This is a genomic window from Paraburkholderia franconis, from assembly GCF_009362735.1.
GTDB lineage: Bacteria > Pseudomonadota > Gammaproteobacteria > Burkholderiales > Burkholderiaceae > Paraburkholderia > Paraburkholderia franconis.
This window is the reverse complement of sequence record NZ_WHNP01000047.1, coordinates 1-21,270: the sequence shown is the minus strand read 5'-3', so window position 1 is coordinate 21,270 and position 21,270 is coordinate 1. Positions and strand designations below refer to the sequence as shown.

At 64.1% G+C, this 21,270-nt stretch carries 20 protein-coding genes and 2 pseudogenes; 18 read left to right on the top strand and 4 right to left on the bottom strand.

Annotated elements, in window-relative coordinates; all coding sequences use genetic code 11:
* Positions 1-27 precede the first annotated feature (27 nt).
* From GCT13_RS33370 to GCT13_RS33340, 7 genes are read left to right on the top strand one after another with little or no spacing between them, the layout of a single operon-like run.
* Entirely contained in the window at positions 28-1,671 is a 1,644-nt protein-coding gene (locus GCT13_RS33370; protein ID WP_152765669.1) for an acyl-CoA mutase large subunit family protein, read from the top strand.
* A complete protein-coding gene (locus GCT13_RS33365) occupies positions 1,668-2,132 on the top strand; it encodes a cobalamin B12-binding domain-containing protein (RefSeq protein WP_152765666.1) in 465 nt (154 codons plus the stop codon). The genes GCT13_RS33370 and GCT13_RS33365 overlap by 4 nt, the downstream gene beginning before the upstream one ends.
* Positions 2,129-3,307, top strand: coding sequence for a CaiB/BaiF CoA transferase family protein (locus GCT13_RS33360; protein WP_152765663.1), 1,179 nt, complete (start codon positions 2,129-2,131; stop codon positions 3,305-3,307). Before GCT13_RS33365 ends, GCT13_RS33360 begins: the two co-directional genes overlap by 4 nt.
* The gene (locus GCT13_RS33355; RefSeq protein ID WP_152765661.1) at positions 3,304-4,224 is read left to right on the top strand and encodes a GTP-binding protein; all 921 of its coding nucleotides are present in this window, start codon (positions 3,304-3,306) and stop codon (positions 4,222-4,224) included. The genes GCT13_RS33360 and GCT13_RS33355 overlap by 4 nt, the downstream gene beginning before the upstream one ends.
* 59 nt (positions 4,225-4,283) lie before the next feature.
* The gene (locus GCT13_RS33350) at positions 4,284-5,303 is read left to right on the top strand and encodes a TRAP transporter substrate-binding protein (protein ID WP_152765659.1); all 1,020 of its coding nucleotides are present in this window, start codon (positions 4,284-4,286) and stop codon (positions 5,301-5,303) included.
* 9 nt (positions 5,304-5,312) lie between these two features.
* Positions 5,313-5,861, top strand: coding sequence for a TRAP transporter small permease (locus tag GCT13_RS33345; protein ID WP_152765656.1), 549 nt, complete (start codon positions 5,313-5,315; stop codon positions 5,859-5,861).
* Positions 5,858-7,165, top strand: coding sequence for a TRAP transporter large permease (locus GCT13_RS33340; protein WP_321574788.1), 1,308 nt, complete (start codon positions 5,858-5,860; stop codon positions 7,163-7,165). The genes GCT13_RS33345 and GCT13_RS33340 overlap by 4 nt, the downstream gene beginning before the upstream one ends.
* Before the next feature lie 220 nt (positions 7,166-7,385).
* Here the strand turns inward: GCT13_RS33340 and GCT13_RS33335 are convergent, their stop codons facing one another.
* Positions 7,386-8,273: a LysR family transcriptional regulator gene (locus GCT13_RS33335; RefSeq protein WP_152765654.1), complete on the bottom strand. Its 888-nt coding sequence runs from the start codon at positions 8,271-8,273 to the stop codon at positions 7,386-7,388.
* A gap of 185 nt (positions 8,274-8,458) precedes the next feature.
* On the opposite strand from GCT13_RS33335, the gene GCT13_RS33330 reads away from it, so the two are divergent.
* Positions 8,459-9,640: an MFS transporter gene (locus GCT13_RS33330; protein ID WP_152765651.1), complete on the top strand. Its 1,182-nt coding sequence runs from the start codon at positions 8,459-8,461 to the stop codon at positions 9,638-9,640.
* Between the two features lie 60 nt (positions 9,641-9,700).
* On the opposite strand, the pseudogene GCT13_RS33320 reads toward GCT13_RS33330, so the two are convergent.
* Together GCT13_RS33320 and GCT13_RS33315 are read right to left on the bottom strand one after the other, a co-directional pair.
* Positions 9,701-9,987, bottom strand: a pseudogene (locus tag GCT13_RS33320) (PfkB family carbohydrate kinase); the annotation flags it as partial.
* 13 nt (positions 9,988-10,000) lie between these two features.
* Entirely contained in the window at positions 10,001-12,430 is a 2,430-nt protein-coding gene (locus GCT13_RS33315) for a glucose/quinate/shikimate family membrane-bound PQQ-dependent dehydrogenase (protein ID WP_152765614.1), read from the bottom strand.
* A gap of 312 nt (positions 12,431-12,742) precedes the next feature.
* Between GCT13_RS33315 and GCT13_RS33310 the strand changes: the two genes are divergently transcribed.
* Positions 12,743-13,006, top strand: coding sequence for a hypothetical protein (locus tag GCT13_RS33310; RefSeq protein WP_152765611.1), 264 nt, complete (start codon positions 12,743-12,745; stop codon positions 13,004-13,006).
* A gap of 292 nt (positions 13,007-13,298) precedes the next feature.
* Positions 13,299-13,523, top strand: coding sequence for a hypothetical protein (locus GCT13_RS33305; RefSeq protein WP_152765607.1), 225 nt, complete (start codon positions 13,299-13,301; stop codon positions 13,521-13,523).
* 220 nt (positions 13,524-13,743) lie between these two features.
* Here GCT13_RS33305 and GCT13_RS33300 read toward each other — a convergent pair whose 3' ends face one another.
* Entirely contained in the window at positions 13,744-14,016 is a 273-nt protein-coding gene (locus GCT13_RS33300; RefSeq protein ID WP_152765604.1) for a hypothetical protein, read from the bottom strand.
* A gap of 444 nt (positions 14,017-14,460) precedes the next feature.
* Between GCT13_RS33300 and mscL the strand changes: the two genes are divergently transcribed.
* From mscL to GCT13_RS33265, 8 genes and pseudogenes are all read left to right on the top strand, one after another.
* Positions 14,461-14,907 (top strand): large conductance mechanosensitive channel protein MscL, encoded by a 447-nt coding sequence (gene mscL / locus GCT13_RS33295; RefSeq protein ID WP_152765601.1) that lies wholly within the window; start codon positions 14,461-14,463, stop codon positions 14,905-14,907.
* Positions 14,908-14,997: 90 nt separating this feature from the next.
* Positions 14,998-15,138, top strand: coding sequence for a hypothetical protein (locus tag GCT13_RS48650; protein ID WP_193727820.1), 141 nt, complete (start codon positions 14,998-15,000; stop codon positions 15,136-15,138).
* 488 nt (positions 15,139-15,626) lie between these two features.
* Positions 15,627-16,034: a hypothetical protein gene (locus GCT13_RS33290; RefSeq protein ID WP_152765598.1), complete on the top strand. Its 408-nt coding sequence runs from the start codon at positions 15,627-15,629 to the stop codon at positions 16,032-16,034.
* A gap of 70 nt (positions 16,035-16,104) precedes the next feature.
* Positions 16,105-16,803 (top strand): response regulator transcription factor, encoded by a 699-nt coding sequence (locus GCT13_RS33285; RefSeq protein ID WP_152765595.1) that lies wholly within the window; start codon positions 16,105-16,107, stop codon positions 16,801-16,803.
* A gap of 17 nt (positions 16,804-16,820) precedes the next feature.
* Positions 16,821-18,249, top strand: a pseudogene (locus GCT13_RS33280) (FecR domain-containing protein).
* Entirely contained in the window at positions 18,249-20,699 is a 2,451-nt protein-coding gene (locus tag GCT13_RS33275; protein ID WP_152765592.1) for a CHASE2 domain-containing protein, read from the top strand. Before GCT13_RS33280 ends, GCT13_RS33275 begins: the two are co-directional and overlap by 1 nt.
* A gap of 13 nt (positions 20,700-20,712) precedes the next feature.
* Positions 20,713-20,979, top strand: coding sequence for a hypothetical protein (locus GCT13_RS33270; RefSeq protein ID WP_152765589.1), 267 nt, complete (start codon positions 20,713-20,715; stop codon positions 20,977-20,979).
* Positions 20,980-21,055: 76 nt separating this feature from the next.
* On the top strand, positions 21,056-21,270 hold a 215-nt coding region (locus GCT13_RS33265; RefSeq protein WP_321574266.1), incomplete at its 3' end, for a helix-turn-helix domain-containing protein.

Below are 21,270 nucleotides of genomic sequence, written 5' to 3'. Positions count from 1 at the left end.
CCATTGCAAAGAAAGGAGCCTCCGAGCATGAAGTCAAGCGCAGCCGAACTCGACGAAGCGATGGCCATGCCGCATCCCGACCGCACGCCATCGGGATTGCATGTGCCCGTCGTGGTCGGTCCCGGCGAAGCAGGCGGCACGAGCGGCACGAATGGCAACGACGGAATTGGCGCGCCGGGACAGTTTCCGTTCACGCGCGGCATTTTCGCGGATGGATATCGCGGGCGCCTCTGGACGATGCGCCAGTATTCGGGATTCGGCACGGCGGAGGAATCCAACGAACGCTACCGCTTCCTGTTGCAGCAAGGGCAAACGGGCCTTTCCGTCGCACTCGACCTGCCGACGCAATGCGGCCTCGACCCCGACGATCCGATGGCGCGCTCCGAGATCGGCAAGGTCGGCGTATCGCTTTCGAACCTGTCCGAGATGGAGTTGCTGTTTCAGGGCATCGACCTAAGCCGCATTTCGACATCGTTCACGATCAACGGCACGGCAGCGATGATCTACGCGATGTACGTCGCCTGCGCGGACAAGAAGGGCGTGCCGCGCGACAAGCTGACGGGCACGATCCAGAACGACATCCTGAAGGAGTACGTGGCGCGCGGCACATGGATCTTCCCCGTGCGTCCGTCGATGCGCCTGATCGCCGATTCGATCCTGTACTCGAATGAAGTGTCGCCGCGCTTCAATCCGATTTCGATTGCGGGCGCGCACATGCGCGACGCGGGTTGCACCGCTGTCGAGGAAATGGCGTACACGCTCGCCAACGGCCTTGCATATGTCGATGCCGTCGTCGCGCGAGGCGGCGACGTCGCGAAGTTCGCGCGGCGCCTGAGCTTCTTCTTCTACGTGCACATGGACCTCTTCGAAGAGGTCGCGAAGTTTCGCGCGGGGCGCCGCGCGTGGGCGCGGCTCATCAAGGAGCGCTACGGCGTCGATGACGAGAAGGCGCAGATGTTCCGCTTCGGCGTCGTTTGCGGCGGCTCGTCGCTGACGTCCGCGCAGCCGTACAACAACGTCGTGCGCGTCGCGATCGAAGCGTGCGCGGCCGTGATGGGCGGCGCGCAATCCGTTTTCACCTGCGCATACGACGAAGCGTTCCAGATCCCAACCGAATTTTCCGCCGAGCTTGCGTTGCGCACGCAACAGATCATCGGCTACGAAAGCGGCATCGCGCGCACGGTCGATCCGCTCGGCGGCTCGTACTTCGTCGAAGAACTCACCGACCGTACGGAAGCGCGCATGCGCGAACTGATGGACGAGATCGACGCCTATGGCGGCGCGGTGAAAGCGATCGAAGACGGCTGGCTGCAACTGCGCATCGCGAAGAGCGCGCTGCAGCGCAAGCGCGAGACGGATGATCGCGAGCGGCTCGTCGTCGGACAGAACTGTTTCCGGCGCGAGAACCAGGTCGAGCAACCGGGCGAACTGTTTCATCTGAATCCGCAGGCGAGCGCGACCGTCGTCGAGCGTTTCGAGCGGCTGCGCGATACGCGCAATCAGACGGAAGCGCAGAAGTCGCTCGATGCGTTGAGCGCAGCGGCCGCGCGTGACGAGGGCAACCTGATGCCGTATCTCGTCGATTGCTGTCATGCGTACGCGACCGTCGGCGAAATGGTTGCGCGGTTGAAAGAGCAATGGGGCGAATTCGAGGAGCCGGTCCATCTATGAACAGCACGAGCAGCAGTTCCGCCAACCCGGCCGGCCATGCCGCCGCGACGCCCCGCAGCGCGCACGCGCCGCTCAAGGGCAAGCGCATTCTCGTTGCGAAGCCCGGGCTTGACGGACACGATATCGGCGCCAAAGTGATCGCACTCGCATTCCGCGATGCCGGCGCGAGCGTGATCTACACGGGCCTGCGCAAGAGCCCGGAGTACATCGCGCGGATTGCCGTCGACGAAGACGTCGATGCCGTCGGCCTGTCCATTCTGTCGGGCAGTCACAACGAGCTGGTCGCGCGTACGGTCGCGCTGCTCTCGGATCGCGGCGCGGGCGAGATTCCCGTGTTCGTCGGCGGCACGATACCCGCCGACGATCGCGCCGCGTTCCTGACGGCGGGCATTCGCGGCGTGTTCACGAGCGACATGCCGCTCGTCGACGTGATCGACGCCGTTGCGAAGGTGCTCGGATGAACGCGCCCGGATTCGCCGTGCCCGACGACACGCCGAAGCGCGGCGCGCGCGGCGGGCCGCTCGCCGGCATCCGCGTGATCGAGATCGGGCACATGTTGATGGGCCCATACTGCGGCATGCTGCTTGCCGACCTCGGCGCGGAAGTGATCAAGATCGAGCCGTCCGACGGCGACATCGGGCGTTCGATCAGTCCGCATGCGATTGGTCCGCACAACGCGTATTTCGCGAGCCTGAACCGCAACAAGCAGAGCGTCGTGCTCGATCTCGCGAGCGAGAGCGGCAAGCAGGCGCTCGCAACGATGGTGCGCGACGCACATGCGCTCGTCACGAATCTGCGGCCGTCCGCGATCCGCAAGCTCGGCCTGACCTACGACCGGCTGCGCGAGCACAACGAGCGGATCGTCTGCGTCGCGCTGACAGGCTTCGGCCTCGACAGCCCGAACGCCGAACTGCCCGCCTACGACTACGTGATCCAGGCGCTCACGGGCATCATGCATCTGACGGGCGACCCCGACGGTCCGCCGACCAAGGCCGGCTTCTCCACCGTCGACAACTCGACGGGCATCATGGGCGCCGTGGGGCTGCTCGCAAAGATCGTCGAAGGGCGCGGCGGCCAGGTCGATATCGCGATGTTCGACGTGATGGTGTCGCAACTCAACTACGTCGCGGGCGCCGTGCTCAACGGCGGCGAGCAACCTTCGCGGCACGCGCTTTCATCGCATCCGTACATCGTGCCGGCGCAACTGTTCAAGACGCGCGACGACTGGCTGATGCTCTTCATCACGCACGACAACTTCTGGCGCATCTTTGCGGAACGTGTCGGGCATCCCGAATGGATCACGCAAGCGGGCTTCACGACGATGGCCGGGCGGCGCGCGCATCGCGCAACCGTGATCGACGCGTTGTCGGCGATGTTCGCGGGCGAGACCACACAGCATTGGCTCGACAGGCTGGCGTCGTCGGGCGTGGTGGTGTCGCGGCTCGCGTCGATCGGCGAAGCGCTCGAAAGCGCGCAGGCGCAGGCGCGCGGACTCGTCGTGCAGATCGAATCCGAAGCGGGGCCGCTGAAGATGGTCGGCAACCCGATTCATATCGACGGCGTGCGCACGTGCTACAGCCTGCCGCCGCTGCTCGGCGAGCACACGGCGGCGTGGTGCGGCGAGGTGTCGACATGAGCGGTTGGGATCGCGCATCGGCGGCGAGTGTCGCGAGTAGCGCGCGCCGCCAGTTGGCACGCGACCTGTCGAAGATCGCGCGCGCGAGCGTCGCCGAGTCGTTGCAGGTTCTGCGCGAGCGCGGCGCGAGGCCCGCGCGCCGCATCGGCTTTACGGGACCGCCGGGCGCGGGCAAGAGCACGCTGATCGGCCGCGTCGCGAAAGCACGTGCAGCGCGCGGCGAGCCCATCGCGATCATCGCCATCGATCCGAGCAGCCCGGCGACCTCGGGCGCATTGCTCGGCGATCGCGTGCGGATGGACGCGGTGCTCGCCGATACCGACGTCTTTATTCGCTCGCTGCCGAGCGGCTGGTCCGCCGACGGCCTGTCCGACAACCTTGCCGACGTGCTCGCCGCCGTCGAAGGCGATGGCTTCGACGAAATCCTGCTGGAAACGGTCGGCGTGGGGCAGGTCGAGAACGGTGCTCGCGCGCTCGTCGATACGCTCGTGCTGACGATGGGCCCGCAATCGGGCGATCAGATTCAGGCGATGAAGGCAGGCGTGCTGGAGACAGCCGATATCGTCGTCATCAACAAGTGCGATCTGCCGGGCGCCGAGCGCATGGCCCAGGACATCCGCAACGTGCTCGAACGCAACCGCGCGAACGGACACCGCATCGCGCCCGTGCTGTTGACGCGTGCGAACGACGACGCATCGATCGCGCAACTGTCGTCCGCGATCGACGAACACACGCAATGGCGTGCAGCACACGTGGATGCAGCCCACGCCGAACAGATGCGCAAGCTCTCTCACGTGCGCAGCCTGCTTATGCGCCGCGTGGCGGAGCTCATCGATACATTGCCCGAGGATGCGCGGGCCGCATCGGTTGCGCAGCTTTATGCGTGCATCGCGAAGCGGATAGGCGATACGGGATGATGCCGGCGTAGCGAGACATCGCTCCGCACAACGACAAACCAACATGGAAGGAGACGCGGATGAAACGACTTCGTTATCTGTTGACGACGCTGATGGCCGCCGTGGCGTGTAGCGTCGCCGCGTTGCCCGTGGCGCATGCGGACGACACGATCACGCTCAAGATGGCTCACCAGTGGCCCGACGATCCGAACGACTACGTCGTGCAGACGGGCAAGAAGTTCGCGCAGGAAGTGATGCAGCGCTCGGGCGGCAAGATCCATATCGACATCTTTCCCGCCGAATCGCTGGTGAAGGCGCTGAACATGCACACGGCGCTGCGCAGCGGAAGCGTCGATCTGGCGATCTATCCGTACATCTATGCAGCGGGCGCGATCCCGCAGATGAACCTGATCCTGCTGCCGGGACTCTGGAAGACGCCCGACGACGTCTACCGCTTCCGCACGTCGGCGCCGTGGCGCGAGCTCGAAGCGAAGATGGAAGCATACGGCTTCAAGACCTTGTGCTGGATACAGATATCGGGCGGCATGGCGTCGAAGGGAAAACCCGTCAATGTGCCCACCGATCTCTCGAAGACGAAGGTGCGCGGCGCCGGCAAGATGATGGAGGCGGCGTTGCAGAGCGCGGGTGCGAGCACGGTATCGATGGCTTCGTCGGAAACGTACAACGCGATGCAACTGGGGCTGCTGGATGGCCTGTGGACGTCGTCGGGCACGTTCGGCTCGTACCGTCTCTATGAGGTGGCCAAGTACTACGATTCGCCCGAGCAATACAGCATCTATTACACGATCGAGCCGATCGCGATCAGCATGAAGACCTGGAACAAGCTGACGCCCGCGCAGCAGAAGATCATGACGGACGTGGGGCAGAGCCTCGAACAGAGCGCATTCGAAGGCGCGAAAGCCGACGACCGCCGGGTCGCGCAACTCTTTGCGAGCCACGGCGTGCAGATCCACAAGATGACGCTCGACGAATGGACGCAATGGCAGAAGCTGTTCCAGCAGGTCAGCTTCCCGAAGTTCCGCAATGAAGTGCCCGACGGCGCGCGGCTGCTCGATCAGAGCGTCGCGCTTTACAAGTAGGAGGCCGGCATGCGAGGGCCGCTCGATCGTTTCGTCCATCTGCTCGACGTGTTTTGCAAGGGCGTCGCGCTGTCGGCCGGTGTCGCCGTGATCGCGACGGTCGCGGTGATTTCGTATGGCGTGATGGCGCGCGAAGTGCTGCATCTGTCGGACGTCTGGGTGACGGAAGTCACGACGTATCTGATGGCGTACATGACCTTCGTCGGCACGGCGGCGCTCGCATGGCAGTCGCGTCATCTGAAGATCGACGTGCTCGGACATCATCTCGGCGAAGGCGGCAAGCGTGTGCTGGCGGCCTTCTCGACCATCGTGATGTCGGCCGTCGCCGTCGTGATCGCGGTGCTGGCGGCGCAGTTCTGGTGGGATGCGTACACGAGTGGCGAGCGTTCGTGGGGCATGTTCTCGCTGCCGCTGTGGATTCCCTATCTGTGCCTCGTTGCCGGCACGCTGCTGCTGACGCTCGTGCAACTGGTGCGGCTCGCGACGATCGTGTTCGCGCGCCGCGAGCTGACCCACGATCTGTCCGTCGACGAACTCGTGCTCGGGAGAGACAAGTGACCCAGCTATTCATCGGCGCCGGCATGTTCGGCGGGCTGCTCGCGGTGTTGTCGTTCGGCGTGCCGATCGCGTTCGCGCTGTTGTTCGTCGCGCTGGTGTCGCTGTTCGTCACGGGCGGCGGCTGGGATGCGCTGAACCTGATTCCGAGCACGTACTGGGGATCGGTGGCGACGTTCACGCTCACTTCCGTGCCGATGTTCATGTTCATGGGCGCGATCGTGTCGGCGTCGGGCATGGGCGCGCGGCTCTATAGCGCGCTCGCGACGATCCTCGACGGCGTGCCGGGCGGTCTCGCCGTCGCGACGACACTCGCGTGCGGCGTTATGGCGGCCGTATCGGGGTCGAGCGTCGCGACGGCGGCGGCGATCGGCGGGTTCGCCGTCTCGGAGATGCGGCGGCACGGACTGCCTGCGTCACAGGCGTGCGGTTCGGTTGCGGCAGGCGGAACGCTTGGCATCCTGTTGCCGCCGAGCATCCCGCTCATCGTCTACAGCGTAATCGCCGAGCAGTCGATCGGCCGCCTGTTCGTCGCGACGCTGGTGCCGGGCGCGATCATGGCGGCGGCATTCGGCGTCTATCAGATGGCACTCGCGCTGCGCCGCAAGTCGCGCGGCGAACGCCGCACGCGCCCGCTCGCGCCGCTCGGCGCGCGCATCGTCGCGCTGAAGGACATCGGGCCGTTCGCGCTGCTGATTCTGATCATTCTCGGCTCGCTGTATCGCGGGCTCGCGACGCCGCAGGAAGCGGCGTCGCTCGGCATTATCGCGAGCCTGATTCTGGCGGGCGTCGTCTACCGCGAACTGAACTGGCGGAAGTTTCACGAGATTCTTATCAACGCGGCGCAAAGCAGCGTGATGATCCTGGCCGTGATTTCATCGGCGATCGTGTTCGGCTATGTGATGACGACGAGCCAGGTGGCCGCATCGTTGACGCAGGCGGTTGCGGGCGCGCACGTCGAGCCGTGGGTGCTGTTCATCAGCATCAACCTGCTGCTGATCTTTCTCGGCTGCTTCATGGAGACCATCGCGATCATCGTCGTGACGATGCCAGTGCTCGTCCCCGTGGTGCAGGCGTATCACTGGAACCTGATCTGGTTCGGCGTCGTCGTCGTGATCAACATGGAGATGGCGCTGATCCATCCGCCCGTCGGGCTCAACCTGTTCGTCGTGCAAAGCGTGGCGCCCGACGTGCCGCTGCGGCGCATCGTGCTCGGGACGCTGCCCTATGTGTTCATCATGGCGGGCGTGCTTGCGCTGATCGGCATCTATCCGCAACTGACGATGCTGCTTTTCAATGGCGCGTGACGGGAAGCACGTACATCTAGGCGAAGTCTTCTCACATGCAACCGTCCGGTGACTCACGGTTGCAACTGGCGGAATGTGTTGCTGATGAATGCATCCGCAAGGAAATTCTTTCCGAAGGTCTTCCCGGCATCATTTTCCTGTTGACGAGGTGCACGGCATGCGCGCGGCGAGCGTGCAGTTGCCTCGCGGCGCGCTTTTGGAGGCCGATGCGCGAAGTCCGTCAACGGCCGGGCCATTGTTCGACGAGGTAATCGACGAACGTGCGGATTTTCGGCGATGACAGCTTCGCGCGTTCGAACAGCACATGGACGGGCGTCGCGGGCGGTGCGTACCTGTCGAGCACGGGCCGCAGGCGTCTCGCCTCGATATGCGCCGCGACCTGCCATCCGGGTGCGCGCACGATGCCTGCGCCTTCGATCGACGCTGACACCAACGCATCCAGGCTATTCATCCATAGACGTCCCGTCACGCCGATGCGCGAGCGCGTCGCGCCCGACTGAAAGCGCCAGTCGACGGGGCCCGGCGCGTCCGAGAAAACGAGGCAATCGTGCTTGCGCAGATCGTCGGGCGTGCGAGGCGTGCCGCGCCGCGCGAGATACGCGGGCGCCGCGCACACGACCATCTGAATGTCATCGAGCTTGCGTGCAACCAGACTCGAATCCGGCAGACGGCCCACGCGCACGGCGAGGTGCAGACCCTCTTCGACGAGATTGACCACACGGTCGGCAAGCATCAGATCGACGTCGACTTCCGGATGAAGCGCAAGAAAGCGCGGCAGCAGCGGCGCGATCACGAGCCGGCCAAGCAGGTTCGGCGCGCTGATCCGTAGACGCCCGGACAGCTTGCCGCGACCCGCCGACAGCGCACTGCCGAGTTCATCGACCTCGCCGAGTATCGCCTTGGCGCGGTCATACAGAATGCGTCCTTCGTCCGTCATCGCGAGGTTGCGCGTGGTGCGCCGGAGCAACTGCGCGCCGAACTGCTCTTCCAGCGCGGAGATGTGCCTGCTGACCGAGGTCAACGACATCGGGATCGCGCGCGCAGCGGCGGACAGGCTTCCCGCCTCCACGACCCGCACGTAGACGTTCATTGCTTCAAGGCGGTCCATGATTCGAGCCTTCCGGATTTCGCAAGGGTGCTTGCCGTTCGCCATGGATACCGGCGATTTCCGGAATAGTCTACATTCGTTGCATGAGACGGCAAACGCCGATGCCGCTCCTTGTCGTTGATGAGACAGATGCGGCCGATGGGGTCATGCGGCGGCTCGCGTCAAAGCCTCGGGAGCACGCAAGGATGAAACGTTCGATCTACTGGCTGATGGCAGCCGCGGCCGGCATCGTGGTCGCGAACAACTACTACAACCAGCCGTTGCTGGCCGAATTCGCGCTTGCGTTTCATGCGAGCGAGCGGCAGGCGGGAACGGTGTCGGTGGCCGCGCAGACGGGTTACGCGCTCGGCCTGCTGCTTTTCGTGCCGCTCGGCGACAAGCTCGAGCGTCGCTCGATGCTGCGCACGTTGCTATGCATCGCGAGCGTCGCGCTGGTTGCCGTCGCGCTGTCTCCGACACTGAACTGGCTCGTCGCGGCCAGCTTCGTGACCGGCCTCGCGAGCGTCGCGCCTCAGTTGCTCACACCATTCGCGGCGCAACTGGCAGGGCCTCAGCAACGCGGCGAAGCGGTCGGGATCGTGATGTTCGGGCTGTTGTGCGGCATCCTCGTGTCGCGCTCGATTTCCGGAACGATCGCCGGGCACTTCGGCTGGCGCACTGTCTATTGGCTCGCGGCCGCTGCGATGCTCGTCACGGCTGTCGTGCTGTCGCGCATGCTGCCCCGCGGCCAGCCGAGCTACACGGGCAACTATCGTCACCTGATGGGTTCGCTGTGGACGCTCCTTCGCGAGGAGCCGCTCGTGCGTCAAACGTCGGCCATCGCGGCGCTTCAGTTCGCTGCATTCAGCGCGTTCTGGGCGACGCTGGCGTTTCACTTGCGCAGCATGGACGGGCGTTATGGAAGCGAGGTGGCGGGGCTGTTCGGACTCGTCGGCGTAGCGGGCGCGCTTGCATCGACGAGTGCAGGCAAGCTGATCGATACGCGCAATCCGCGTCTCGTCGTGCTGGCGAGCGGCGCAGTCTTCGTCGCGGCGTTCGCGATCCTCGCGCTGACGGGTTCCACCATTGCGGGGCTGGTCGCCGGTGTGATCGTTCTGGACCTGGGATTGCAGAGCGGACATGTCGCGAACATGGCGCGCAACATGAGCATCAGAAGCGACGCCGGCAGCCGCATTAATACGCTCTACATGGCGATTCGCTTCGCGGGCGGCGCGCTCGGTTCGTCGTTGGGCATCTGGGCGTGGAGCGTCTGGCAATGGCCGGGCGTATGCGCGGTCGGACTGCTGCTCGGATGCGGATCGCTGATGTTGCAGGCGGGACCGCAACCGGCTGGTGAGACGGCGCCTCGGCAACGATCGCGCAGTTGATGCGGCCCGCGCGGCAGCCAGCGCGCCCGTGAACGCATCGCCTGCGCCCGTCGAATCGACGACATCCACCTTGCCGATGCATACGGCGATCACGCCGTCATCCGATACGGCGATGCAGCCGCCATCGCTGCCTTCACGACCGCGAGCGCAATGCCGCGATCGTGAAGGCAGCGAGCCGCGCGCACGACGTCGTGCCCGGAATCGATGCGAATGCCCGTCAGCGCGGCCGCTTCTTCTTCGTTGAGCGTCAAGGCGTACACGCCGGACCACAGACGCCGTACCGGTTCATCGAGCGCATGCGCCGGCGGCGCCGGGTCGAGCACGACGCGCGCGCCGCTAACGCGCATTCACTGCCGCGCATCACGTGTTGGGTAATGCATACGCGATCACACAGTCGCCGAGCTTCGTGCCGAACGAGCCGTGCCCGCCCGCAGCAATGACCACGTACTGCCTGCCGTTCATTTCGTAGGTCATCGGCGTGGCCTGTCCGCCCGCAGGCAGCCGCGCGCGCCATAGCTCTTCGCCCGTGTCCGTGCTGAACGCGCGCAGATAGTTGTCGGCCGTTGCGCCGATGAAGAACACATGGCCCGCCGTCGTGGTCGGGCCGCCGAGCATCGGCATGCCCATCTTGAACGGCAACGGAACAGGCGCGCTGTCGCGCACCGTGCCGATCCGCTTTTTCCACACGATCTGGTTCGTCTTCAGATCGAGCGCCGCGACGTAGCCCCACGCGGGCTGTTTGCATGGCAGTCCTACGGGCGACAGGAACGGGTTCAGCATCACGCCGAACGGCGTGCCGTATTGAGGCTGGATGCCGACCTCGGTGCCCGTGCCGGCGGGACCTGCTTCCGCCGGCTCGATCGGATTGCCGGGGCCGCGCGGTATCAGCCGTGAGACGAACGGCAATGCGATCGGATTCGCAATCGCGATCTGCCGGTCCGTATCGACGGCGAGGCCGCCCCATTCGAACATGCCGAGATTGCCCGGGAACACGAGCGTTCCCTGCTCGGACGGCGGCGTGAACGTGCCTTCATAGCGCAACCGGTGAAACATCACGCGGCACGCGAGCTGGTCGTACATCGTTGCGCCCCACATGTCGGCGCCTGTGAGATTCTTTGCCGGACGGAAGGTCAGTTGCGAGTACGGCTGTGTCGGCGACACATGATCGTCTTTCGCAGCACCTTGCGGCACGGGCTGCTCGGGCGCGGGCACGATCAGCTTGCCCGTGCGGCGATCGAGCACGAAGATGTTGCCCGTCTTCGCCGGCACGTAGATCGCGGGCACGACGTTGCCGCTGCTATCGGCGACATCGGCGAGCGTCGGCTGCGCGGGCACGTCCATGTCCCACAGATCGTGATGGACCGTCTGATAGAACCACGCGAGCTTGCCCGTCGATGCATGAAGCGCGAGCAGTCCGCTTGCATAGCGCTCGTTGTCGGGCGTGCGGTCACCGCCCCAGATGTCGGGCGTCGTCACGCCCATCGGCAGATAGACGAGATCGAGCTTAGCGTCGTAGGCGGCAGGCGCCCACGAGTTCGGCGAATTATGCGTGAAGCTGTGCTGGTCGTCGGGAATCTCGTTCGGTGTTTTCGAGCCGGAATCGAAGGCCCACACGAGCTTGCCCGTCTCGACGTCGAAGCCGCGTATCACACCCGAGGGTTCGTGCGTCGAATAGTTGTCGGTCACGGCCCCCGCGACGACGATGATCTTGTCGGTGACGACGGGCGGCGATGTCGGTTCGTACTGCCCCGATGTGGTGACGGGCTGCAAATGCTGGAGATCGAGGTCGCCGTTGTTGCCGAAGCCGGCGCAGCGCTGGCCCGTTATCGCATCCACTTCGAACAGATGGCCGTTGTTGACGGGCAGGATCACGCGCCGCGCGCAAGCGGGCTGTGCGCCTTGCGCGGCGCCGCTGCTGGCGGCGGCTGCCGTCTCGTGATACGACACGCCGCGACAGGTCACGTGCTGGAAGCTCGGGTCGGGCTTCAGGCCCGGATCGAAGCGCCACTTCTCCTTGCCCGTCGCGGCATCGAGTGCGAACAGGAGCTGGTGCGGCGAGCACAGGTACAGCATGTCGCCCGCCTTGATCGGCGTCACTTCGTTCGTGATTTCGACGGGATCGTTCGGGCCTTTCTTGTCGCCTGTTTCGAATGTCCACGCGACTTGCAGATCCTTCACGTTGTGCTGGTCGATCTGCGTGAGCGGCGAGTAGCGAGTGCCCGCCTGCGTGCGGCCATACGCTGTCCAGTCCTGGCGCGGGACATCCGTTTGCGCGGGCGCGGCCGCAGTCGCCGCGACCGTGCCGTTGATCTGCTGCGGATCGTTGAACGCGGCATACGCGAGCCCGATGCCCGTGACGATGAGGCATGCGACGAGCGCGACCGCGCCGGCTCGCGCGGCTGTGCCGAACGCATGAAAGACTAACGTCAGCAACAGCCACACGCCGAACAGCACGAGGATGTCGGTGCGCGGCACGAGCGCCCAGAAGTCGAAGCCCGATTCGGCGATGGCCCACGCGAGCGTGCCGATCAGCAGCAGTGCGTAGAGCAGCAGCGCGAGCCCATTGCGTCGATACGCAAGCCACGCGACCACGAGCAGCACGATTCCGGCAACCACGTAATAGGGCGACCCGCCGATCGCGACGAGCCACACTCCGCCCGCGAGCAGATACAGCCCCGACAGCGCGGCAAAGAGGACGCTCAACCAGCTTGCGATGTTCAATGGGGACCTGGGCTTCGACGCGTCGCCCGAAGAAGCCCTGGACGCGTCCGTTTTCTTTTCGTCGTTCATGCTGTATCCCTCCGGATCGTCAGCGTGGCGATACGAAATGCATGTTCGGCCTGTATGCGCAAAACATGCGCGCGAGAAATCCGATCTGCGACCTCGCGATCTAGCATCTTGCGCGCCCGGCTCGCATGCGTCACGGATCACAGGCGAGGTCATGGGCAACGAAGCAGGCGATGCATGCGGGTGCGGTCGATGATGGCACGTTTTCGGGCACCGAGTCTTTATCGGTGACGCTTCAGGCGTGGGGAAAATTTTCAATCGACGGCTCGCGAGGAACTGCATCTGGGCGCGCTCGCGGGAACGCTCGATGTCGTCGTGCGCCACTATGGCGGCGTCGACTTCGAAGATGGCGTGTTGCAATTCGATCTCGCATGGCCGCGCGAATTGCCGCGAACGCGCCTGTCGCTGATGTTCCATCATCAGCAGTTGCAACTCGACGGCAGCGCGCAGGTCGTTGCGCTGCGCGCCGCACGCGACACACAGGGCGTTGCTGTAGCCGCACGCGGACGACCCTTCATGCTCGAACCAGGCGCTGTATTGACGATACGCGCGGGCAGTGGCGCCGTCGCGATTACATGACTGCGTTCGTCGATTCGCACGATCAGCAAACACTCATTCGACGAACAGATGCGCGGGCACACCGCCAGATGTTCAAAGATAGTTAAATCTGCACGATCAACGTTGATGCCTGCGGGACAACGAACGAGAATGAAGACGCGGTGACCGTACCGCAAGTGGCATTTAGAGCCGCAGCCGTGGCTGCGGCTTCTTTTTTTACGGTGTGAATGAAGATGCCATTGGCAGCGTGTGACGGCAGCGCGTAAGTGGCATGGCTCGATGTGGGCAACGAATTCTTTTAAGGGAGCGTGGTATGGGAATCCTCGACAAGGTGGGCGAAATAGCGGGCGCGGTAGCGGCAGTCGAAGCACTCGAAAAGGTTGATCCGGATGCAGGCCTGCTGACCAAGGCAGCGGCCGCCGTCGCAGGCTTCGAAGGCGCGGGCGCGCTGGAGTCGCTGAGCGAAAAGAAAAAGGACGACGCGCAAGAGGCCGCCGACGATCCGCAGGCGGATGACGCTTCGGGTTCTCAGGCTTAACCGCGTTCTGCCTGCCAGCCGGTGCAAGACGAGATCAAAGCGATTGAGCTCGTCGATGTGCTGGCTGCACGTATGAAGACTTACATCGCGGCAGAGTTGCAGCCGTGATGTCGTGATGTCTTTCCCGATCATTCATATAGCTTCATATAAGCCGAAGGGATTTGCTTCGCAAATCCCTTCGGCCTTCGCACATTCCCTGCGTTGCAAGTGGTGATGCGTGCTATTGCGCGGCAGTGAGCCTGGGTCCCGGGCGCGTCGGCAGCGACACATCCTGTTGTCCCTTGCGCTGGTCGGACACCGCCTCGATGCCCTTTCTCGTGACATCTTCGAGGAAGATAAGACGCGACCGGTAGTACTCGGCGCGCAGTTGCGCGTCGAGTACCTGCTGTTCGGCACGGAACAATTCCATGCGCAGTTCATCCACCGCGCGCTCGGCCTGTTTCTCGGGCGTCGGCGCGTGGCGTGCTGCCCAGTTTGCAATCCACATCAGCATGATGAATCCCTCGCGTTATCGGACAACGTTGCAGCAGGCTGCGAAGCTGTTGCGCCGCTCGTTCACATACGACGATCGATTCTGACGTCAAAAGACTACCAAAACCTGATGTGTTCGTTTTTTAAATAATGTTAGTGCAGTTTTCGCACGACGAACGTATGCGCGTGTTTCACCGATACGTCATTGCATCAAAGGCGCAAACGGGAATTGTCATTCGTGTTTGTTCGCCGACTTGACAATTGCTAAAAGAATTCGATTTGCGGATCTCATATAGTACCTACCGCAATTCGAATTTATTCGAATACGAAGGCAATCAGGGAGAACTACCAGACTGGACTATCCAGCGTCCCGATGATCGTTGAGACGTGCGAATGACACGCAACGGTCATCAAGTTGTCACGCAGAAGTCATTGCAATTGCTTGAAAAAAGACAAAGGAGCGTCGATGGGTATCGTTCAGGAATTCAAGGAATTTGCCCTCAAGGGCAACGTAATGGATCTTGCTGTCGGCGTCATCATTGGCGGTGCCTTTTCGGGCATCGTCAATTCGCTGGTGAAGGATCTGATCATGCCCGTGATCGGTGTCGCGACGGGCGGCCTCGACTTCTCGAACATGTTCGTACGCCTTGGCGACATACCGTCCACCTTCAAGGGCAACCCGGACTCCTATAAAGATCTGCAGGCTGCCGGCGTCGCGGCGTTCGGTTACGGCTCGTTCATCACCGTGCTGATCAACTTCATCATCCTCGCTTTCATCATCTTCATGATGGTGAAGTTCATCAACCGCCTGCGCAATCCGGACCCGGTCGCTGTACCCGTACCCGCCGCGCCATCCGAAGACGTGCTGCTGCTGCGTGAGATTCGCGATGCCGTGACGGGCCGCGTTTCCTGAAGATTCGACTCAGGGCGCGACTCACGGCATCACCGAGGGCTTTCATTCGCAACGCGCGCCCATTGCACGCTGCTTACAGGGATGGCGAAGATGAAGACCTGGAGAATCATCGGATTGTGCAGCATGGCGCTGATCATCCTCGTCCTGTTCACGAGCATGTGCGCCATCCTGCAAGAAGGCGTGGCCGCACGCGGCGCGGGTGGAACGCTGCCCCATGTCGTGCATCCGTAGCTCATCTGCCGATCGGTTGCCGGCGCATGCTGGCGACCATCCGGTAGTTTGCGCGCCGCGAGCGGCAAGTCAGCGAAGATGAGCGGGGCCGCTGCAATTGGCACGGCCTCGTCTGCTCAATTGTCGATTCGGTCGGTTTGCGACCGCCAGCCGTGTGACATTTGACGGGACAACTGATGGCGGCAACTGATGGATGGCGACCGTTCAGGGCCCGCCCGACATGATCCGCAGCCAGCGATCACGGCCCGCGGGCGAAGAGGCGGGCGGCGCCACCGTCGACAGTGCCGCCTTGCGGGCGGCCCCGGCGGGCGAAAGCAATCGGTTAGGCGAACCGATCTAACAATCTTTAAATGATTTTATTGCGCCCTCTTTTTATACTGTGCGCAAAATTGTCAAAATCCGTCAGCGCCAGATGACAATTTTTCGGGCTGCCAGGCCATGCCCGCACAGAGAGGGACTCGAATCGTCGTCGTTCACCGAGGGATCGGATGTTTTTCAGACCAGGCACTACGAGGATTCCGTTCAGGACCGGCGATGAGGCGCGCAAAGGCGGCAGCGACGGGCGGCGGATCGAGCTGGACCCGGCGAACGACTATCACGCTCGCGCGGCAATGGAAGCCTATGCGGATTCCTGTGCATTGGACATGCCGTGGCTCGCCGAGTGGCTGCGCGATTCCACGGCAGGCGGCGATGCCGGTCTGACGAATTGCGCATCGACGGTTCGCCGTGTGTTCGACCTCGCCCAGGAGTGGGCGTCGCGCGAGCCGGACTACGCGCACGCCGCGTGGGAGCATGTGAGGATGGGTCTGGAGGCGGCGCTGAGCGCGCATCTGCGCCCGAAGGAACACGTTGACGACAAGGTGGCGGCCCTGAGTGGCGCTGGAGCAAAGGCATGATGGACAGAGCGCGTCCCGGACGATGCGGTGCGTCCGTCTGCCCGATGAGTGATTTCGCGTGCGGGGTCTTATGAGAATTGCAGTGCTGGACGATGATGTGGCGCAAGCCGACTTCGTTTGTCAGTCGCTGGCGGTAGATGGGCACGATTGTCATGCGTTTGCGGAAGGCCAGGCGCTCGTGAAGCATTTGCGCCGCCAGACATTCGATCTGCTGGTGCTCGACTGGAACGTGCCCGACATGTCGGGCGAAGAGGTGCTGCGCTGGGTGCGTCAGAGCCTGTCCGACCGTCTGCCCGTGCTGTTCATGACGAGCCGCAGCCGCGAGACGGACATCGCAGCGATGCTGAACAAGGGCGCCGACGACTATGTGGTCAAGCCCGTCGCGACGAGCGTGCTTCTCGCGCGCGTCAGATCGCTGCTGCGCCGCGCCTATCAGCTCAACCAGGCGGCGACGCGGGAGATCTTCGGTGAATTCGAGTTCGAGCTGGGATCGAAGCAAGTGGTCGCTCGCGGCCTGCCCGTGACGTTGACGCAGAAGGAATTCGAACTCGCGTTGCTACTGTTCCGGCATCTGAGCCAGCCGCTGTCGCGCGCGCATATTCTCGAAGCGATCTGGAGACAGGACATCGACATTCCGTCGCGCACGATGGACACGCACGTATCGATGCTGCGCGCAAAGCTCGGCCTTCGCCCTGAGAAGGGCTATCGGCTCACACCCATCTACGGCTACGGCTACCGGCTCGAACGGCTCGAAAAGGGGGACGCGTGACGGTGGCCGTAGCGGACATCGCACTGTGCGTGCCGTCGCCGGTGACGCCGCGCGTTTCCGTCCGGATGGCGCCGTTCGCGTTGCGCGGCATCATTCCGTCTTTGATGGCTGCGCTGGCGCTGCTGCCTGCGTGCGCCGACGCGCAGACATCGGCGCGACATGCGCCTGCTGCATCCACGGTCTATGTGACGCATGCCGGCGACACGCTATACGACGTCGCCGATCGCTACCTGCGCGACCCGCGCGACTGGGTCGTGCTTCGTAAGCTGAATCACGTCGCGGACCCGCTTCATCTTCAGCCGGGCGCGAAGCTGATCCTGCCCGTCGCGTTGCTGAAGCAGGAGCCCAGGACCGCACGTGTCGTCGCGATGAGCGGTCCCGTCGAACACGCGTTCCGTCAGAACGCGTTCGTGCCCGTCACCGTCGGCATGACGCTCGTCGAAGGAGACCGCGTGCGCACGGGCCACAACGGCTTCGTCACGCTGGAACTCGACGACGGCTCGCATCTGTCGGTGCCGCAGGACAGCACGATCGAGATCGGCACGCTGCGGCAGACCGTGCTGACGGGTTCGCAGGATCGCGTGATCGACCTGAGGCAAGGCGAGGTCGACAGCGAGGTCACGCATGCGACGAAGAAGGACGATCGCTTCCAGATCCGCTCGCCGTCGGTGGTGGCGGGCGTGCGCGGCACCCGCTTTCGCGTGAGCTACGACGGCGGCGAGCAATCGACGGCCGTCGCCGTGCTCAATGGCGCCGTCGGCGTCGATGCGGCGCGCCTGCGGCCGCGTGCGCCGGGCGTGCCGCTGCAGGCGTCGACGCAACTGATCGGCGCGAAGTTCGGCAACGTCACGCGCGCGACGGGCGGCGTCGGCGCGCCCGTGGCCCTGCTGCCGGCACCCGCGCTCGCGGAACCCGGCAAGGTGCAGGATGCGAAGGACGTCTCGTTCGAGATCGTGCCATCCGACAAAGCCCGCGCGTATCGCGTGCAGATCGCGCGCGACGCCGACCTGTTCGACCTGATCCGCGACCAGCGCGTGAGCGCGCCGCACGCATCGTTCGAAGACTTGCCGGACGGCAACTACTTCGTGGCGCATTGCGTCGATCGACGACATCGGCCTCGAAGGCTTGCCGCAGATCTATGCATTCGAGCGCCGCCAGTTCGCGCTCGACGCGTCGGCGGGTCAACGCGCCGGCAGCCGCGACTTCGAGTTCCGCTGGCTGGCGGCGAGCCGTCCGGGTGTCGAGACGCGGTTCCGCTTCGTGCTGGCCACCACCGACGATCTGCGCGAGCCGATCGTCGATCGCACGGATCTCGCGGCGGGACAGGTCGTCGTGTCCGATTTGCCGCCGGGTGTCTACTACTGGACCGTGATCGCCGAGCAGTTCGAGAACGGCCGGTTCTATCAGAAGGGAAGTTCGGTCCGCTCGTTTACACTGGCCCGGTGATGACCACCAGCGGCCCGCGCATGAGCTTCGATCCGCGCATACGTCTTGGGCGGCCAGTCGGGCGCCGCTTCCTGTTCGAATGGCTGTGCATCGGCTGCCTCGGCGTCGTGGTCGTTCTGCTCGGCTCGCTCGGCAGGTTGACGGCGAGCGCCGATCACCTCGTCTACGACCGCTTTCTGCGCTGGCGCGCGCAACCTGTGCTGCCCGATATCGCCGTCGTCGAAATCGACAACGCGAGCATTGCGCAGCTCGGGCGCTGGCCCTGGCCGCGCGCCGTGCATGCGCGGCTGCTGGACGAAATCGCGAAAGCGCATCCCGCTGCCGTGGTCTACGACGTGCTCTTCACCGAGCCGGCCGAAGACGATGCGCAACTCGCGCGATCGATCGCCGCGAATCCGACGTGGCTGCCCGTTCTCCTGACGCCTGAAGATGCGAGCGGCGAGCGCGTCGCAGTCAAGCCCGTCGAGCCGCTCACCCAGGCCGCTGCGGGGCTCGGCCATATCAACCTCGAAGTGGATGGCGACGGCATCGTGCGCAGTGTCGCGCTGTTCGAAGGCGATGCGCATATGCGCTGGCCGCAGTTGATGGTGCCCGTATGGCGCGCGATCAGGCAGGGCGAGCTGAAGCTCACGGACGATCCTGGCGCCGCGACGGCATCGCCGGATCGAACGAGAGTCGGCAGCAATGGCGAAGGGCGCTATCTGATTCCGTTCAGCCCGCTCGCGCAGTCGTATCCGAAGGTTTCGTTCGCGAGCGTGCTCGATGGCCACGTGCCGCAAGACATGCTGCGCGGAAAGATCGTGGTGATCGGCGTAACGGCATCGGGGCTCTACGACAGGTTTTCGACGCCCGTATCGGGTCAGCTCGGTCCGTTGCCGGGCGTCTATATCCACGCGAACGTGCTCGATATGCTCGTCACCGGGCGCGAGATCGAGCCCGCGCGCCGGGCGCTCGTGTGCGCTGTGTCGCTCGTGCCGCTCGGCGTGCTGCTCGCGGGGCTGCTCGTGCTGTCGCCGCTGCGTTCGCTGCTGATGACGCTCGTGCTCTGCGCGGCGATGGTCGTGGGCAGCGCGGCGCTGCTGTACGGACTGCGGCTCTGGATTTCGCCCGTGCCCGCCATCGTTGGACTGATCGCCGTGTATCCGATGTGGAACTGGCGTCGGCTCGAAATGACGATGTCGTATCTGCGAAAAGAACTGCAGCGCCTCGCCGACGAGCCGTATCTGCTGCCCGAGGCGCCGCATCGCAGCCGCGAGTTCGGCGGCGACGTGCTCGCGCAGCATATGGCGCTGATGGCGCAGGCGGCGCGGCGCGTGCAGGACATGAAGCGCTTCGTGTGGGACAGCCTCGACAGCGTGCCGGAGCCGATTCTCGTGAGCGATGTGCGCGGTATCGTGCTGATCGCGAACCATGCGGCGAAGGCACACTTCGCCGGGCTCGGCGCGCCGAGGCCCGAGGGACGGCAGATGCGCGAAGTGCTCGGCGATCTCGTCTTCGTGAAGGCGATCGGTTCGAGCGCGGAGGCCGACGGCTTCGGGCACGCGCACTGGCCCGCGATACTCGACCCCGGGCGGATTGCGTTTGCCGGCATGATGGAGCAGGGCATCGAAGCGCGCGATCGCAACCAGCGCGATCATCTGTTGCGCTACGCCAGATGCACGAACGCGCAAGGCGAGGCGATCGGCTGGATTGCGGGCCTTGTCGACGTGACGGCCCTGCATGCGGCCGAGCGTCTGCGAGAGGACGCGCTGCGTCTGCTGTCGCATGACATGCGCTCGCCGCAGGCATCGATACTGGCGCTCGTCGAGATCGAGCGGGCGCGCAAGCTCGAGTCCGACCGCATGCGCGATTTTCTGTGCCGCATCGAACGTTACGCACAACGCGCGCTCACGCTCGCCGACGATTTCGTGCAGCTCGCACGCGCCGAATCGCAGGCCTATGTGCTCGAGCCGGTGAGCCTCGTCGAACTCGTGATCGATGCGAGCGACGAGGTGTGGCCTCAGGCGCAAGCGAAGTGCATCCGTCTCGAAGCGGCGTACGACGAGCAGGGCGACGGCCACTGGATCAACGCGGACCGCTCGCTGATGACGCGTGCGCTCGTCAACATCCTGAACAACGCAGTGAAATACAGTCCGTCCGATACGCGCATCACGTGTACCGTCGCGCAGGAGCGCGGCGTTTCGGGCACATCGCCGGCGCGCGTAAGCTGCACGATTCGCGACGAGGGCTATGGCATTTCAACCGAAGATCAGGCGCATCTGTTCGAGCGCTTTCAGCGCTTTCACGAAGCCGAGCGGCCGGAAGTCGCGGGCACGGGACTCGGCATGGCCTTCGTGAAAGCGGTTGTGACGCGGCACGGCGGCGATGTGTGCGTCGAGAGCGCGCCGGGCAAAGGGACGGCCTTCACGATTACCCTGCCCGTGCTCGACGAAGCCGACGCGCACGCATGAACGGCGCACGAACATGAACGGTACGCGAACGCTATTCAATCGAAGCGAGATGAAAGTGAAGAAAGTGACGTATAGCGCAGCAGTGGTCCTTGCGAGTGTCGTCGCTCTCGCGGGCTGCGCCGATGTGACGACGGATGTGCACGCAACGGGCGCGCCCGTCGTGCTGCAGGGCGAGCGTACTTACTCGTTCGCGCGTGCCCCGTGGCCGCAAGCACATACCGCGAGCGAGCAGTATGAAGCGCTGGTTCGAAGCGAACTCGTGAACTATGGGCTAGTATGACATCCCTTAAATACGTTGAATAATTAAACGCCTTGGTTATCATGTCGGGATGAGCCGAGGCCGTCATGCAACGTCAGTGAAGCTGACGAAGAAAGAAAAAAAGAAACTCCTGTCGCTGATCGCACAGAAGACGGCCCCGCAGCGGGATGTGATGCGGGCTCGGATTGCGTTGTGGGCACATGAGGGACACTCGAATACCGTGATTGCGCGAGAGCTCGGTGTATCGGTGCAGACGGTCAGCACGTGGCGCAAGCGCATTGCGCGGCAAGGCGCACAGGGCATTCGGGAGGA